Annotated in this window: 21 protein-coding genes; 9 read left to right on the forward strand and 12 right to left on the reverse strand. The window is 49.8% G+C overall.

The genetic code is table 11. From position 1 onward, the window contains the following. Positions 1-125 precede the first annotated feature (125 nt). From cmoB to MY052_RS09545, 11 genes are read right to left on the reverse strand one after another with little or no spacing between them, the layout of a single operon-like run. Positions 126-1,094 (reverse strand): tRNA 5-methoxyuridine(34)/uridine 5-oxyacetic acid(34) synthase CmoB, encoded by a 969-nt coding sequence (gene cmoB / locus MY052_RS09495; RefSeq protein WP_035891727.1) that lies wholly within the window; start codon positions 1,092-1,094, stop codon positions 126-128. Next, on the reverse strand, positions 1,091-1,834 hold the full coding sequence (cmoA, locus tag MY052_RS09500) for a carboxy-S-adenosyl-L-methionine synthase CmoA (protein ID WP_035891724.1): 744 nt from the start codon (positions 1,832-1,834) through the stop codon (positions 1,091-1,093). The genes cmoB and cmoA overlap by 4 nt, the downstream gene beginning before the upstream one ends. 39 nt (positions 1,835-1,873) lie before the next feature. After that, positions 1,874-2,269: an MAPEG family protein gene (locus MY052_RS09505; RefSeq protein WP_248538657.1), complete on the reverse strand. Its 396-nt coding sequence runs from the start codon at positions 2,267-2,269 to the stop codon at positions 1,874-1,876. A gap of 51 nt (positions 2,270-2,320) precedes the next feature. Next, positions 2,321-3,091 carry a DUF72 domain-containing protein gene (locus tag MY052_RS09510; protein WP_248538923.1) on the reverse strand — a complete coding sequence of 257 codons (771 nt, stop codon included), beginning with the start codon at positions 3,089-3,091 and terminating at the stop codon, positions 2,321-2,323. Further along, positions 3,073-4,386 (reverse strand): tyrosine-type recombinase/integrase, encoded by a 1,314-nt coding sequence (locus tag MY052_RS09515; protein WP_248538658.1) that lies wholly within the window; start codon positions 4,384-4,386, stop codon positions 3,073-3,075. Before MY052_RS09515 ends, MY052_RS09510 begins: the two co-directional genes overlap by 19 nt. Positions 4,387-4,441: 55 nt before the next feature. Continuing rightward, entirely contained in the window at positions 4,442-4,678 is a 237-nt protein-coding gene (locus tag MY052_RS09520) for an excisionase family protein (protein WP_248538659.1), read from the reverse strand. A gap of 33 nt (positions 4,679-4,711) precedes the next feature. Further along, entirely contained in the window at positions 4,712-5,203 is a 492-nt protein-coding gene (locus MY052_RS09525; RefSeq protein ID WP_248538660.1) for a hypothetical protein, read from the reverse strand. Beyond that, a complete protein-coding gene (locus MY052_RS09530) occupies positions 5,204-5,467 on the reverse strand; it encodes a hypothetical protein (RefSeq protein ID WP_248538661.1) in 264 nt (87 codons plus the stop codon). A gap of 4 nt (positions 5,468-5,471) precedes the next feature. After that, positions 5,472-5,675 carry a hypothetical protein gene (locus MY052_RS09535; protein ID WP_248538662.1) on the reverse strand — a complete coding sequence of 68 codons (204 nt, stop codon included), beginning with the start codon at positions 5,673-5,675 and terminating at the stop codon, positions 5,472-5,474. Beyond that, positions 5,662-6,699 carry a chromosome partitioning protein ParB gene (locus MY052_RS09540; protein ID WP_248538663.1) on the reverse strand — a complete coding sequence of 346 codons (1,038 nt, stop codon included), beginning with the start codon at positions 6,697-6,699 and terminating at the stop codon, positions 5,662-5,664. The genes MY052_RS09535 and MY052_RS09540 overlap by 14 nt, the downstream gene beginning before the upstream one ends. Beyond that, a complete protein-coding gene (locus MY052_RS09545) occupies positions 6,699-7,091 on the reverse strand; it encodes a hypothetical protein (RefSeq protein WP_248538664.1) in 393 nt (130 codons plus the stop codon). The genes MY052_RS09540 and MY052_RS09545 overlap by 1 nt, the downstream gene beginning before the upstream one ends. 246 nt (positions 7,092-7,337) lie before the next feature. Here MY052_RS09545 and MY052_RS09550 point away from each other — a divergent pair, with 246 nt between their 5' ends. Further along, on the forward strand, positions 7,338-7,859 hold the full coding sequence (locus MY052_RS09550) for a hypothetical protein (RefSeq protein WP_248538665.1): 522 nt from the start codon (positions 7,338-7,340) through the stop codon (positions 7,857-7,859). Positions 7,860-8,084: 225 nt separating this feature from the next. Here MY052_RS09550 and MY052_RS09555 read toward each other — a convergent pair whose 3' ends face one another. After that, on the reverse strand, positions 8,085-8,780 hold the full coding sequence (locus MY052_RS09555; protein ID WP_248538666.1) for an XRE family transcriptional regulator: 696 nt from the start codon (positions 8,778-8,780) through the stop codon (positions 8,085-8,087). 97 nt (positions 8,781-8,877) lie between these two features. Between MY052_RS09555 and MY052_RS09560 the strand changes: the two genes are divergently transcribed. The 8 genes from MY052_RS09560 (at position 8,878) to MY052_RS09595 (ending at position 14,153) form a co-directional block, all read left to right on the forward strand. Next, positions 8,878-9,096 carry a helix-turn-helix domain-containing protein gene (locus MY052_RS09560; RefSeq protein ID WP_248538667.1) on the forward strand — a complete coding sequence of 73 codons (219 nt, stop codon included), beginning with the start codon at positions 8,878-8,880 and terminating at the stop codon, positions 9,094-9,096. A gap of 60 nt (positions 9,097-9,156) precedes the next feature. Next, positions 9,157-9,702 (forward strand): YmfL family putative regulatory protein, encoded by a 546-nt coding sequence (locus tag MY052_RS09565; RefSeq protein WP_248538668.1) that lies wholly within the window; start codon positions 9,157-9,159, stop codon positions 9,700-9,702. Positions 9,703-9,897: 195 nt separating this feature from the next. Further along, positions 9,898-10,077 carry a DUF4222 domain-containing protein gene (locus MY052_RS09570; RefSeq protein WP_248538669.1) on the forward strand — a complete coding sequence of 60 codons (180 nt, stop codon included), beginning with the start codon at positions 9,898-9,900 and terminating at the stop codon, positions 10,075-10,077. Beyond that, positions 10,067-10,957, forward strand: coding sequence for a conserved phage C-terminal domain-containing protein (locus MY052_RS09575; RefSeq protein WP_248538670.1), 891 nt, complete (start codon positions 10,067-10,069; stop codon positions 10,955-10,957). Before MY052_RS09570 ends, MY052_RS09575 begins: the two co-directional genes overlap by 11 nt. Then, positions 10,954-11,778 carry a DNA adenine methylase gene (locus MY052_RS09580; protein ID WP_248538671.1) on the forward strand — a complete coding sequence of 275 codons (825 nt, stop codon included), beginning with the start codon at positions 10,954-10,956 and terminating at the stop codon, positions 11,776-11,778. The genes MY052_RS09575 and MY052_RS09580 overlap by 4 nt, the downstream gene beginning before the upstream one ends. Next, on the forward strand, positions 11,775-12,764 hold the full coding sequence (locus tag MY052_RS09585) for a DUF968 domain-containing protein (protein ID WP_248538672.1): 990 nt from the start codon (positions 11,775-11,777) through the stop codon (positions 12,762-12,764). The genes MY052_RS09580 and MY052_RS09585 overlap by 4 nt, the downstream gene beginning before the upstream one ends. Positions 12,765-12,776: 12 nt before the next feature. Next, positions 12,777-13,355 (forward strand): DUF1133 family protein, encoded by a 579-nt coding sequence (locus tag MY052_RS09590; protein WP_248538673.1) that lies wholly within the window; start codon positions 12,777-12,779, stop codon positions 13,353-13,355. Positions 13,356-13,493: 138 nt separating this feature from the next. After that, positions 13,494-14,153, forward strand: coding sequence for a hypothetical protein (locus MY052_RS09595; protein WP_248538674.1), 660 nt, complete (start codon positions 13,494-13,496; stop codon positions 14,151-14,153). Positions 14,154-14,634: the final 481 nt, after the last annotated feature.

Below are 14,634 nucleotides of genomic sequence, written 5' to 3' on the forward strand. Positions count from 1 at the left end.
GACTCGCTGCGTCGCCGCCTTGTTGCAGAGCGAAATATTTAGGCGAATCGCTGTCATATTTCCTCGGCGTTGGGTACGAACCTGTAGCCCGGCCAAGCGCAGCGCCGCCGGGAACGGCGCAACCGTTAAGGCTTACGCGCAATCAACACCGCGCGCAGCGGTGCCGGGTAGCCTTCAACCGTTTTGCTCGGGTCGTTCGGGTCGAGGAAATCGGCCAGCGACTCGGTGACCATCCACTCGGTGCGACGCTGTTCTTCGGTTGAGGTCACGCTCATATCGGCAATACGCACGTCAACGAAGCCACACTTCTCCAGCCAGTTTTTCAACGCCAGCGCCGACGGAATAAAGTAGACGTTACGCATCTGCGCATAGCGGTCGCCCGGTACCAGTACCGTATTTTCATCGCCTTCAACCACCAACGTTTCCAGCACCAGTTCGCCGTCGTTGACCAGCTGATCTTTAAGCTGCCAGAGGTGCTCCAGCGGTGAACGGCGGTGGTACAACACGCCCATTGAGAAGACGGTATCAAACGCTTTCAACGCCGGAAGCTGCTCAATGCCCAGCGGCAGCAGATGCGCGCGCTGATCGTTACCCAGCAATTTACGCACCGCTTCAAACTGGCACAGGAACAGCTGGGTTGGGTCGATACCCACCGCCAGATGTGCGCCCGCGCCAATCATGCGCCACAGGTGATAACCACTGCCGCAGCCTACGTCGAGAATGGTGCGGCCGCTGAGGTCAGACAGGTGCGGCAATACGCGCTCCCACTTCCAGTCAGAGCGCCATTCGGTATCGATGTTCACGCCATACAGCGAAAACGGCCCTTTACGCCATGGCATCAGGTGGCGCAGCAGCGTATCGATGCGCTTCACCTGACCTTCGCTCAGCGGCGTTTCGCTTTCAGCCGTCACGCTGTGCAGCAGGTCGAGCTTCCACGGCTGGATTTCAGGCAGAAATTCCACTGCGTTGGACCACTGCTTAAACAGACCGTGCTGATCGCGTTGCCAGGCGCCAATCTGCGCAGGCAGCGTTTCCAGCCAGTGGGAAAGCGGGCTTTTGGCGATTTGCTGATAAAAATTGCCGAACTCGATCATGCCGGGGTTCCTGCTTTCAGTGCGACCAGAGAGCCAAAGTTAAAGCACTGGAACCACAGCTCGCTGTGTTCGAAACCGGCCTGACTCAGGCGGGCTTTATGCACTTCAACGGAGTCAGTCAGCATCACGTTTTCCAACATGCTGCGCTTCTGGCTGATTTCCAGTTCGCTGTAGCCGTTGGCGCGCTTAAAGTCATGGTGCATGTTGAACAGCAGCTCGCCGACGGTCGCGTCTTCGAAGCTGAATTTTTCGGACAGCACCAGCGCGCCGCCGGGGTTCAGCCCCTGATAGATTTTGTTCAGTAATGCCTGACGCTCTGCGGGTTCAAGGAACTGCACCGTAAAGTTCAGCACCACCATCGAAGCGTTATGAATCTCGATATCGCGAATATCGCCCTCAATGACATCAACCGGCGTCGGCGCTTTATAGGCATCGATATGGCGACGGCAGCGTTCAATCATCGCCGGGGAATTATCGATAGCGATAATCCGGCAGCTGTCGTGGGCAATGTTGCGGCGGATAGAAAGGGTCGCGGCCCCCAGCGAGCAGCCCAGGTCGTATACCTGAGTATTCGGCTGCACAAAACGCTCGGCCAGCATGCCAATCATTGAGATGATATTTGAGTAGCCGGGGACGGAACGCTGGATCATATCCGGGAAAACTTCAGCAACCCGTTCATCGAAGGTCCAGTCGCCGAGGCGGGCTATCGGTGCAGAAAAAAGCGTATCGCGGTCAGACATAAGGTTAAATCCGGAAAAATAAAAACGGCGTATTGTGCGCTAAAGCAGCGAGAAAACCAACTCCCACGGCATATACCACAGATTCATCAGCACCATTAGCAACAGTGAGAGGTAGGTGGCAATCATGCCAGAGCGTCGCCAGCGAAACAGGCGATGGTGAAAACCGTAGTAGTGCATGAGGCGACCGGCGAGCAGCATCAGGCCGCAGATATGTACCATCCAGGTTTCTGCGCCGTTCATCTCCATAAACAAAAGAAGCGCGACGCCAATTGGAATGTATTCCACCGCATTACCGTGAATGCGAATCGCACTTTGCAGCTCGCTAAAGCCGCCATCGCCATAGGCGACACGATAAAGTCTGCGCAGACGAACCACGTCGAAGGAAAATTTAATCAGTAACAACGCCGCGAGTACGGCGTACAGCGCGCTAACCATACAAACTCCCTTTAGGTTGGCAGAGGCTACTCATTATCATAGGTATGAATGTCAAAAAAGAGAAGATTGTTGTGGAATCGACGGGGTAGAACCCAGCTCGGGAAGGGCGGAATGCAGCGCTTCCCACAGCGAATGCACCAGCTCTGGCGCCTGGGCGATATCCGGGGTGTGCAGAAACAGATAAGGCGTGGTGGAATGTTGCCACTGTGCCAGTTTCTCTAGCCACGGCGCGAACATGGCCTGGTTCAGCGCCATGTCGTCACTGCCGATAAACCTCACCATCGGTTGCTCGGCGGTCACTACCGCATGTACCGGGACTTTGGGCTTTTTACGCTGAGCTTCTCGCACCGCTTCGTTGTGCGGTATGGCGGCATGTACCGGTCGGCTATCGAGGATCACTCGGTTCACGCCGCGCTCATGCAGGCCGCGGTTGAGCTGCCGCTCGCTGTCACTCTTATCGAAAAATTGCGGGTGGCGAACTTCAACGCCGTAGTGAAACATCTTCGGCAGCCCGTCAAGGAAATGCCACAGCGCGGGCAGGTCTCGAGGGCCAAAAGTAGCCGGAAGCTGAAGCCAGTATTGCCCAATTCGCCCGTCAAGCGGTGCCATCCGCTGGAAAAATTCGAGCGTCAGATCGTCACAATGACGAAGCGCTGCCTGGTGCGAAATGGTGGCCGGAAATTTAAAGCAGAAGCGAAAATTATCATCCGTTTGCGCCAGCCAGCGGTCGACTATTTCGGCTTTTGGCAGGGCGTACAGCGTCGTGTTGCCCTCCACGCAGTTAACATGTCGGGTATGGTGGTTTAACTGACTGATTTTAATAGTCCTCTGCTGCTGGTTTGTGGTCTATGGGGCATCAATGGGGCAAAATTGCCTAGCCTCTGATTCAGCATTGCGATCTGCTCTGCGTTATTGTCTGCCATCCATGCGCCGTACACGTTGAAAACCATTTGTGCGCTAGCGTGACCCATCTGACTGGCTATAAAGCTTGGGTTGGCCCCGGCCGCCAGTGACCAGCACGCGTAAGTGTGGCGCGACTGGTAAGCTTTTCTATGCCTGAGTCCCCCCTTCTTTAACCCTGCATCCCATGAGTCGCCAAGCGAATCAACCTTGTAGATAATCCCCACATCTTTACTTCGCCTGACCATCTTGGGGTTAAAGACAAAAGTACACCTGTGCTTCGCCGTTCGACCATACTCACGCAATTGCACATTGATGTGATGCTGCTGCCCGAGCCTGGTCATTTCCATCTGGTTCCTCAGAACATCAATGGCTGGCTGAATCAGGTGTATCACTCTATCCGTACTGGCGTCAGTTTTCGGTAGTGTGAACTCGCCCAGCTTTGTATAATTACGGCGAATTGTTATTGTACCCGCTTCAAGGTCGATATCTTCCCATGCAAGGGAAACCAGTTCCCCGTGACGAACACCCGTGTACACCGCCAGTGACCACATGTTTTTCGTCTGCTGATGCCGGCATGCACCTATCAGACGGATGAATTCATCACGACTAAGTGGGTCTGGCTCCACCCTGGCTCTTTTTAATGGTTTGAACCCATCAAAGGGATTTGCCTTTATGTATCCATTATCGGCTGCGAACTGGAACATTCCGGCGATAGTCGTCATGTAGTAGTTGACGGTGACCGCGCTACGGCCTTTAACGGGAATCCTGCCCTTTACAGCGCACTGATAACCCATCAAAAGCTCTTTCCTGATGTACAGCAACTCTTCTTTCTCAATTGCCGTCACCAGTCGGTTAGCCCCAATCAGCGGCACAACAACTGCCACGACCGACTCATACCTTTTGTGCGCGTTCGCGCTGATTTCCATCTTTTTCAGATCCAGCCACTTCTCTTCGAGTTCTTTCACTGTGATTTCTTTCTTGCCCAACCCAAAAATTTTAAGGTTAGGTGAATCAGGAAACCGTTCAGCATAATCAAAGCTCCCCGTGCGGACGGCAAAGCATACCGAAACCCGAAGCTCCCCGGCGATCTTCCTGTTCTTAGCGGTGTCAGGAACACCGAAGTTTTCCCTGACACGCTTACCTTTAAAATTAAACCAGATGCGCAGACTGCCACCATGGTTTTCGACGCCTGTTGGATAGGTGATTTTATCCATTGATTCCTCCAGACGCCCAAGAGCGATATGAGCTTACCTTTTTCATGGCGTCAAATCACCCTGGTTGCTTGTTTCTCAGGGACTCGACCCATGAATCAACTGCTTTTCTGTTGTACATGCACTCGCTGGACGGCTTTGGGCTGCCGTCAGGGGAAACATGGATATACTCCCGACCAACGAGCCAGCATTCTTTTCTGGCCCGGAGAATAGTTCCTGGTTTAAGCCCGGTCACGGCTATAAGAACACTCTCGCATACCCACTCGTTCGGGGCTAACTGGATAACATTGCTCATGATTATTTCTCCACTTAAACCGGCTGCACCCGGTTATTCATCTTTGTTAGTTTCGCTAACAGGTTGATTAAGCTTTTCTGTATTGAGCACTCCCGGCGCAGGTGGTGCCGTATTAAGTGGACCTGGAGCAAAATCGAAACGCCGCCACCGAATATCGCAGGTACGCTCTTCGTTCGGAGAGGACCATGCGACTACATCAGCCACTGGTTCCGCAGCAGCCTTCCGCCACTCCCGCAGCTCTCTCATCAGCGATAGCAGCTTGGGTGTCATGCCGCCGTCACGCTCTAACTTCCATATCATCTGGTCGAGTTCATCGTTTCCAACCGGTTTGCTGGCTGCCTCCTTTTCCACCAGTAACTCTTCCAGCCCTTTAATTGCATCTGCAATGACGCATGCCATATCACCACCGTTCTGGTACTGAATGGAACGCTGCAATGATTCGATTATGCGGATAACGCGCTCAACAGTAAGCGGCCCGTTTGCAGGGTGGTTAACACCCAAGCCTGTTAACTGGTTATTGTCCATTTAATCAATCTCCCGGTTGCGGTTGTATTCCAGCTCGTTTTTGGCCGTTGGAGTTATGTGCATTTCAGCTTCCCAACCAGGTGAACGAGCGCCGTAGTCAAAAATTAATCCCTTGTTTTGCAAAGCACGGCCCGTAGGAGTGCACTTCTCTTTTGAACCAGCCCAGCGGTAGGTATTGTCGAGAGCGTCCCGAAGCAACTTTTCACCAGCAGCAATTCGGCGTAGAACTAAAAGCTGCGGAACGGGCATCCACCAACTAGCCATTCTTCTACTCTCTTTCGATAACCTGGAGGCCAGCGGCTGTGATTTGCTGCCTTACCTGCCAAAGTTCTATTAGCACTAACTGGACTGCATAAGCGAATACAGCAACGGGCCGTTCACCAAGTTTTTCGGCATCTCGCTGCATGCTTACTGCAACAACCATCAGTTCATCCAATTGCTCACGGGTCATTTGTTGATTAGTTGCTTTCATGGTGAGCCTCCTGCTGCAGTTTGTACTGCCTGACGAAGTGGGCAACTGCTTTGGACTGGCTCGAAACAATTTGCTTATCGCCCAAATCAAGAGTAACGGTCTTGCTGCGGTAAATTATCGCTTTGCCAATTTCCTTACCGTCGTACATCACATACAGCGTTCTGCCACGAATTTCTGTTGTTGGGATTGGCTGTGACAGACGGTAAGTTTCACGCGCTTCAGCAATAGCTTTGTGTTCGTCGACAATTGCCAGGGCTTCTGCAAGAGCTGTGCCTTCCAGTGTGAACACACCGTCATCACTGATAGTGGCCATAGACATCAGTTCCACGAACCGGCGCGCACTCTTCACGTTAAGTTCTGGGGCTATAGAACTGCGGGTAACTTTCGTTTTACCTTGGGCAGCAGCAACAGCCTTGTCATGCTGGAGAACTTCACCGGCTTTCTCACCAAACTCTTTAACGCGGTCTACAGCAACATCAACGGAAACGGCACCGGATTTAACTTCCTGCTGAACATCATAATTTGCAGTGCTGAGCGTCAGGAGTTTTTCAACCGTGGCTACTGATTTATTGACCAGTTTTGCTATCTCGCTGGTGGTCTGGTTAAACGCGTTATGTAGTTCCTGAATGACAGCAGCTTGTTCGATATCCGAAAGCGGCAACTGGTTGTTACTGGTCATGATGCGCGCCAGGCGCTGAACATCGCTACCGTTGAACGGCATAATGTGAATGCGGTCAACTGGTTTTCCGGCATCACGGCAGCGCGCATAGCAGCGGCGACGGCGGTGACCTTCAACAACCCACACACCACCTTCATCACGTGCGATAACTTCCAGCGGTGGAACTGAACCACCGTTCATCAGATAGTTGAACAGGTCGTCATCTGCCTGGCGGGTACGTTCATCATCTTCACGCTTGTTGAAACCATCACGAACGTGGATATCGTCGAGGCTGATAAACATGCCTGTATCGGTACGCTTGATAACCCCGGAACGGGTCATTAGCTTGAATGAGTTAGCAGCCATCACAGAGCCCCTTCACTAATCACAACAGCAGTTGTTGGGTCCAGCTCACGCAGTTCTCTTTGAGCTGACAGAACGTGAAGGTTGCATGGTGACTTGGTATGATGTTCAGTGACCCGATCACATTCTCTGGCCCAGTTGATGACGTCATCTTTAAGCGCTTTACGCTGTTCCATGGATTCACACAGCGCCACGCAGGCTACATCGTAGCGGTTCGCCAGCTCGTTCATCAGCCACTGGGAAGCAGCTGGAAGGAGAGGGGCGACTTTACGGGCAGCATCAATCAACTGCTCTCTGGTCATGCGTGGTTGTTGCTCAGAAACGACTACTAAGTTGCCCATTGTTAGTTTCTCCGTGTTATATGCGTCCTGCACGACGCTGAATTTTGGTTGCACGAATCCCTCACCCGAAGGTGAATATAAGTTTGGGTCTCGTTTAAGTAAGCTCTTATGTTCAAGAATTTACTTAAACGTTTCGAAGTATTTTTATGTACGCCGTAATATGAGAATACTTAGTGGTTATACAAAAGCATCAATTTAACTTAAGTCTTTGCATTTTCTGCAAAAACAATAGATAAAACCAATTTTCTAATCCTTAGTTAGATATCTAGCATGGAGTAAACACATTTAAAGGGGTTAACCATGACTAGTCCTGCAGAACAGTTCAAAGCGAATTTAAAAGCTAGAGAGGATGCTAGTAAAAAACACTTAGATGAACTTAAAGATAAAATGAACAAACAGCGTGATGCACAACAAGCAAGGATGAATCATTACAATGATTCATTGCATGAACTAATCCCTGATCTTAAAAAATGGGCTGAATCAGGCGGGCTCAAAGCGCAGAAGGTTTCGTGCAGCTATCAAGACTACAATTTACTTGTTTCAACGGATGCATTGATCATTTCTGATGGTCATAAAGAAATTAGATTCTTCCCAGAGGGGGTATCAAGAGCTGGAATCTGGCTTGGTACAGTCGAAATCGGATTACCAAAACCTGTTGCATACCATCAAATTTTCCTAGCCTTAGATTTTGATGAGAAAGAACAAAAAAGGACTTGGTTCTTCGTGGATCATGATACTCAAAAAAAGCGTATCGTCACCAAATGTCCTGTAGATGAAGCGTTCTTCTTCAAATTAATGGAAGAAGTTTTCCTGACAAAATGATGATTGGATTTTTAAAGAGCGAAGCGTCCTATGGGCGCTTTTTTTGTTGCTTGCGAATCATCCGGACATTCATACGCCACCGGCGGCTACTTCGTGGGCGTCCTGCCTGTTCGCTTTCGATAAACTCAAGATAATCATTAATTGCGAGTAACGCAAGTTAAAAGTGCGTTTTGCGCAAATGCAGGGGCAAAAAAAAGACCTCATTATGAGGTCTTTGTCTAATTTTTAACCGTGTCGTTTATACGATTGAGTCTGACTTATCAGAACCTTCCCGTAGATGTAGAAGCGATGCTCATTTTCTTTATTTATGCTCCATTCACGATATTTAGGGTTATCAGAGATGACTAACAACTGATCCGGTATCATTTGGAGGCGCTTTACATAAATCTTGCCATCAAACCCGAACACATAAATTCCATCCCCATCGAACTCGTTAATGTGTACATCTACGAAGATGAGGTCACCTGGCTCAATCGTGGATGCCATGCTGTCTCCACGAACGTTAATGACTTTAACGCCAGATGGTGTCCTACTACCAAACATCGATACTGCCTGCTCGGTATTGTATTCGATAGCCTGAATCACATCGATGACATCACTACCCTGAATATGCCCTGAACCGGCGCTTGCACTCACATCAAGTACCTCGACTCTATACACATCAACATCCTTTCGAGATGGCGAATCGCTTTCACTGTATTTATATACAGTAGACTCATTTTCAGTAGAGGTAAATAGGTCAGGGACACTAACGCTCAATGCTTGAGCAAGTCTGTTAAGTGTTTGTTCTGAAAACTGCTTTTGCTTGCCGGTTTCAAGGCGAGAAATATTGGCAGCATCAATGCCGACGGCTTCGGCAAGTTCTGCAATTTTCATGTTCTTCGCTAGGCGAAGTTGTCGAATGCGATTTCCTATATTCATGCGCCCATTACATGTTGTTTTTGCGTTTCATGCAAAGCGACTTGCGCAATTCGCTAACGTGAAATAAAATGCGAATTACGCAAATTAAGGAGGAAATATGCAATCACCACTAAGAAAAATGCGTAAATCGCATGGCATGACACTTTTGCATGTAGCAACTGGCGTACAGGTTGACCCTGCAACACTAAGTCGAGTTGAAAGATGCGAGCAAGTCCCTTCGGCAGAACTGGCAGAACGGCTAGCTAAGTTTTTCAAAGGAAAAATCACTGAGCTTCACATTATCTACCCATCCAGATACCAAGAAAAAGACGATTAGTTGGGCTCTATTAATTTAGTCCCAAATCAATTTTCGGGAAACTACCAGAGGAAAATCAACATGGTAGACAGCATAAATACAGCAATTCGCATGATGTGTAAGGCTCACAAACATGGTCGTTTAGGGATGGCTTCCGATTTGGGGATGACTATCGACCAGTTCCACAACCACCTGTACCAGAAATGCGGCAGTCGTTTTTTCGCTGTAGCTGAGCTGGAGCAGATGCAGTTCCTGTCGAACAGTTCTTACTTGGCTGAATACTTCGCTGGTCGTTGCGGTAAATGGCTGGTGGATGTCCCTACCGCAGAAAGTCTCGATAACGTCGAGCTGTACAGCATTGAGATGCAGGCAACAGTGGCGGCCGGTGAGCTGGCAATCGCCCAGGTAGCAGCTGCTGCTGATGGTGTCATCGACTCATCAGAGCGTAAGACGCTCTCAGATTTATTCAGCAAGAAACTGCGTCACCAGATTCATGGGTTCCTGGGATTCATGGCGCTGTACGGAGTGGGAGTTTCGGATCAGGCAGTGGACGTATTTGTTTCTACCGGCAGGAAAGGTGACGCCCCGAGTGTGCAGCTCGGAGCGTCTGGTGCGCCGGTTCTTTAAGTGGAGAAACTAACGCATGAACAGTTTAAACCGATTCAGACCAGCTAAGCAATTCAGATGCCTGCCGCTGGTGGGGAAAGACTCCCCGTTCGGCTATGTGGAAATCATAAATAACGCGGCTGGTGGAGACAACTACCAGCCAGCAGACTTGATGGTAGAAGCATTTGTTCAGATGAACGAGAAGGGGCGCGCGGAATGGCTGAAGTTAACCGGCGGTTCAGAGATCACTACGGAGTACCCGTCAGAGTCATCCGGTGGGAACCCGATACACAGCGCGTTATATACCTTCGCGAAGGGTACGATCATGAGTGCTTCAGCCCTCTTGAACAATTCCAGCGTAAATTTACAGAATTAAAGGACGACCATGAGCACTAAATTAACCGGTTACGTATGGGACGCATGCGCTTCGTCAGGCATGAAGTTATCCAGCGTTGCCATCATGGCGCGTCTGGCAGACTTCAGTAGTGATGAGGGTGTTAGCTGGCCGTCTATTGGCACGATCGCGCGTCAAATCGGTGCTGGAGAAAGTACGGTAAGGACGGCCCTTGCTCAGCTTGAGAAGGATGGCTGGCTTTCCCGTAAGCAGCGCCGTAATGGGAACCGTAACGCATCGAATGTATATCAGCTTAACGTCGTTAAGTTGCGAGAGGCCGCTTTTTCTCACCTGTCAGAATCTGACACATCAAATTCTGACGCGTCAAAATCTGATGCATCAAAATCTGACCCGTCGAAATCCAGCAAAAAAGGCGGTTTTCACCCGTCAGAATCTGGTGGGGATCCGTCAGTAAATTCAAAACAAGAACCACAAGTAAATTCAAAACCTATTAGTCCGGTTGCGGGGCAACCAGACCAGGTCGATTCAGAATCTCTGGTTCTGGATCATTTCAATCGGGTAACGAACTCAAACTACGGGAAGGGTGGCAGAACAAAATCCACTTTGGGTTATATCCGTGGACGCCTGGCAGAAGACTACAGCCCTGAAGACCTGATGCTGGTGGTTGATTACCTGAACGAGAAATGGGCGAGCGACCCAAAAATGTCGGATTACCTGCGCCCGAAGACGCTTTTTGCCCCTGAGAACTGTGTTGAGTATTTCGAGAAGGCCAAGAAATGGCATTCGGCTGGACGCCCGTCCTGGGTGAACGGTAAGTGGTCCCGTGAGGATATTGGGTTCAAGTCAGAATACAAATGCGATACCCGGATTCCGAAGGGATTTCGCGGTTATGTCCCTGAGGGAACGGAGGCTTCATCATGAGCAAACCATTCCTGAAGTGGGCGGGAGGTAAGTTCACCCAACTGAGCGAGCTGTTCCAGCACATCCCCAGTGGCTTGCGCCTGATAGAGCCGTTTGTCGGAGGTGGTTCGGTGTTTCTCAACAGCGATAAACACACCGATTTCCTGCTGGCTGATGTGAATCCTGACCTGATTAACCTGTACCAGATGCTGGCCGTCGTTCCGGACACGGTCGAGAGCAGCGCGCGCTGGATGTTTGAGCGAATGGGAACGCCGGAAAACTACGAGCTGATCCGCCAGGAGTTCAACGGTCAGACATTGGATGCCGCCGAACGTGCTGCCGCGTTCTTGTACCTGAACCGCCACTGCTTCAATGGCCTGATGCGCTACAACCTGTCTCACCAGTTCAACGTGGGCTGGGGCAAGTACAAAGCGCCGTACTTCCCGGAGAAAGAACTCAAAGACTTTGTAGGGAAGGCGCACAACTGCGTGTTCATGACTGCCGGTTTCCGCCGGACGATTGGCCTGGCCGGGAAGGGAGATGTGGTTTACTGCGATCCGCCTTACGAACCGCTACCGGGTACCAGTGGCTTTACTGCGTATTCCGCTGGTGGCTTTACCTGGGATAACCAGGTTGAGCTGGTGGAATGCTGCGTTGCTGCACACCACCGTGGCGCAAGCATCGTTATCTCAAACTCAGTAGCGCCTCATGTCGTTGAACTTTACGAACAGCATTGTTTCAGCCTGAACACCATTCCGGCGCGCCGCTCCATCTCCTGCAAAGGCAGCACACGTGAAGTGGCAAAGGATCTGGTTGCTGTTCTTACAGGAGATATTGAGTGAGAGCTTTACTAACCCCTGAAATAGCACCACGCATGGGCATTGTGCTGTTTCGCCCTGGTGCTGATCTGATGCCGCTGTTTAACAGAGGCCGCGTTCTGCTGGAGACTGAACCGCAGGGATACGCGAACTTTGCAACGGGAGCTATTCCATCCGCAGCCCAGCCGCTGGCTTCTGACCCTGCGATGTCACCTGTATTTGAGAGCGAGAAGGTCATCAATGCTGCTGGTGGGCTGCCTGGCCTTGATTACTGGCTTGAGCAGGAACTTACCTGCCAGTGGGCTCTGAGTGACTACCATAGCCACAACTTCACAACCCTTCGCCGCCACCCCGGAGCAATCCGTTTATGCTGGCATTGCGATAACCAGCAGCGAGAGCAAACAACTGAACGTCAGGCAGGAATCGCCAGAGCAAACCTGGTATCCTGGATTTTATCGGTTGCATGCCGGGAATTGGCTTTTCCCCCGGAACACGAGCTTACATTACCGGAGTTCTGCTGGTGGCTCGTCACTAAAGATGCGGCTGATGTTATTCCTGAAAGCATAGCGAGAAAGGCACTCAGGATGCCTCAGGAAATACACCAGTCAGTGCTGCGTGAAAGCGATATTGTCCCGGCAGTTGCGGCCACACAACTGGTGCAGGAGAAAGCAAAACGGATTGTGGCGTTAAAGATAGACCCGGAAACGCCAGAATCCCTGATGTTGAAGCCAAAGCGCAGGCGCTGGGAGAACGAGAAGTACACCCGCTGGGTTAAAGCGCAGCAATGCATGTGCTGTAACAACCCTGCAGACGACCCCCACCACCTGATTGGCCACGGGCAGGGTGGAATGGGTACCAAGGCACACGACCTGTTTGTGATTCCTCTGTGCAGAGAGCATCACGACGAGTTGCATGCTAGCCCTGTGGCATTTGAAGCGAAATACGGTGACCAGCTGGTTCTGCTGTTTCGCGTTTTAGATCGTGCGCTGGCAATCGGCGTACTGGCGTAGTGGAGACGCATAATGATTAATCCTTCTGAAGTAGGCAAAGCAGGCGAAATGGTTCGCCTCCGAACCCTCGAAAGCATCTGGATTCAGGGCAAGCTCCGCATGTGGGGTCGCTGGTCTTATATCGGCGGTGGTTCTGGCGGGAACATGTTTAACCAGCTGCTGGCATCCGGGAAAATCACCAAAACAGCAATCAACGAAGCGCTTCGCCGCATGAAGAAGGCGGGCATCAGCAAACCTGAGTTGGAAGCATTCTTCAAAGAGATCCTCAACGGCAAAAATAAAAGTGGCTTGGCGTTCTGCTCTGATGAGGAAGCGCTGAAGATAGACTCAGTGATCGGCGCTGAGCTTTTACGTGCTGACAACAAGCAACTGCATAAACTGATTGAAGACCGTTACGTCTACCGAATGAGCAAGAAGGGTATGGCTAGGGCGCTTAATGATAAACATCCTGAGTGGTGTTTGAGAACGTGTGAAAGCCGAATTGATGTTTGGCTAAATGTTGTAGAATCGATGCTATATAGACCAATGTGTGACGCATTCGGCACAAATGCCGACAGATTTTACTTGCAGGGTTGCGCGGAAAGTGATTAAATTGTGGTATGCTCGGGACGTTAAACCGAACTGAGCAACAAACATTAAGAACCCGCCACTGTGCGGGTTTTTTGTTATAACCACCTATTTCACATACTCCGACCTATTGTAAGATGCAACATTCACTTAGGAGGGGTTATGGACTGGCAGGGTATTCCTTTTAAAATTATTGATACAGATTCGATACAGAATACATTTCTTAATGTAAGTCATATTCCAGAAATTGTTTTAAAAACCGGATTTTCTTGGGAAACACTGATTTCAGGTTTGGTTGCTGGTGCCATCCCGGCAATTGTTGCTATTGTTGCTATGCGTACTAACTCAAAAAATATACAAGCTGAGCGGATGCATCAGTTAGAGTTAGCTAATAAAAATATTAATATGCAAATTACTGCAGCCTCTCGCCAGGTTTGGATAAATGATTTAAGAGAATCCGCGTCTAAACTTTTAGGAGAGTTTACATCTGCTATAAATTCTAGCAACGCACTGGCTTATGAGTTTAATGAGGGAAATCAAGGTTCTGATGTTTTTAATAAACACTATGACGACCATGGTAGATCTATTAATGAATTGGCTACGCTTATCGCAAAAATAACCTTACTGCTAAATCCTGATGAGGATGCATCCAGAAGAATAATTGATACGCTCGAGAGAATAAAAGATTTTGTGAATTCTAAAAGCGATAATTATGATATGATTAACATCGATGATAGTGAATTATTAAGATCCGAATTTAGAATTAATATCTATAAAGTGATTAAAAATGAATGGGAAAAACTAAAAGGCAACAACAGTTAGATTTATAAATAATTGTTCTGAAATTACGTTCTTAAAAATTTACTCAATCCCTAGTGTAACGCTGGGGATTTTCATTTTCAGGCTCCAGGAATCACTCCTAACTTACTCTTTACCTAAGAGCTCGCGAGCCTGACCTTTACTCCCTTCATTAATTCTTCTGAGAGGACTCACAGCAATATCAATGGGGGGGATTATATCCGATTCTGTTTCTGACAATCGCCGGGGCTTGTGAATTTCTGGAGAACAAGAAAATGCACCAGTAGACGGATAGACCGCAACCGAAAGGTAATGCAGCAGTCGTGATGCTGCCCTGAGTCGCCATTGAGCGAGCCTGTATAGCGATGGGTTAAGGTTCCTATATCAAAAATAGCTCCGGTAGAGCAGCGCGAACGCCAGACGCGCACCGGTTATCAGCGGCGATATAGCGACAGCACCTCAAGGGCATGAGCGTGGCCACTTCGGATAGTGGCAAAATCATTGC

It is taken from the genome of Kluyvera ascorbata (assembly GCF_023195735.1).
GTDB lineage: Bacteria > Pseudomonadota > Gammaproteobacteria > Enterobacterales > Enterobacteriaceae > Kluyvera > Kluyvera ascorbata.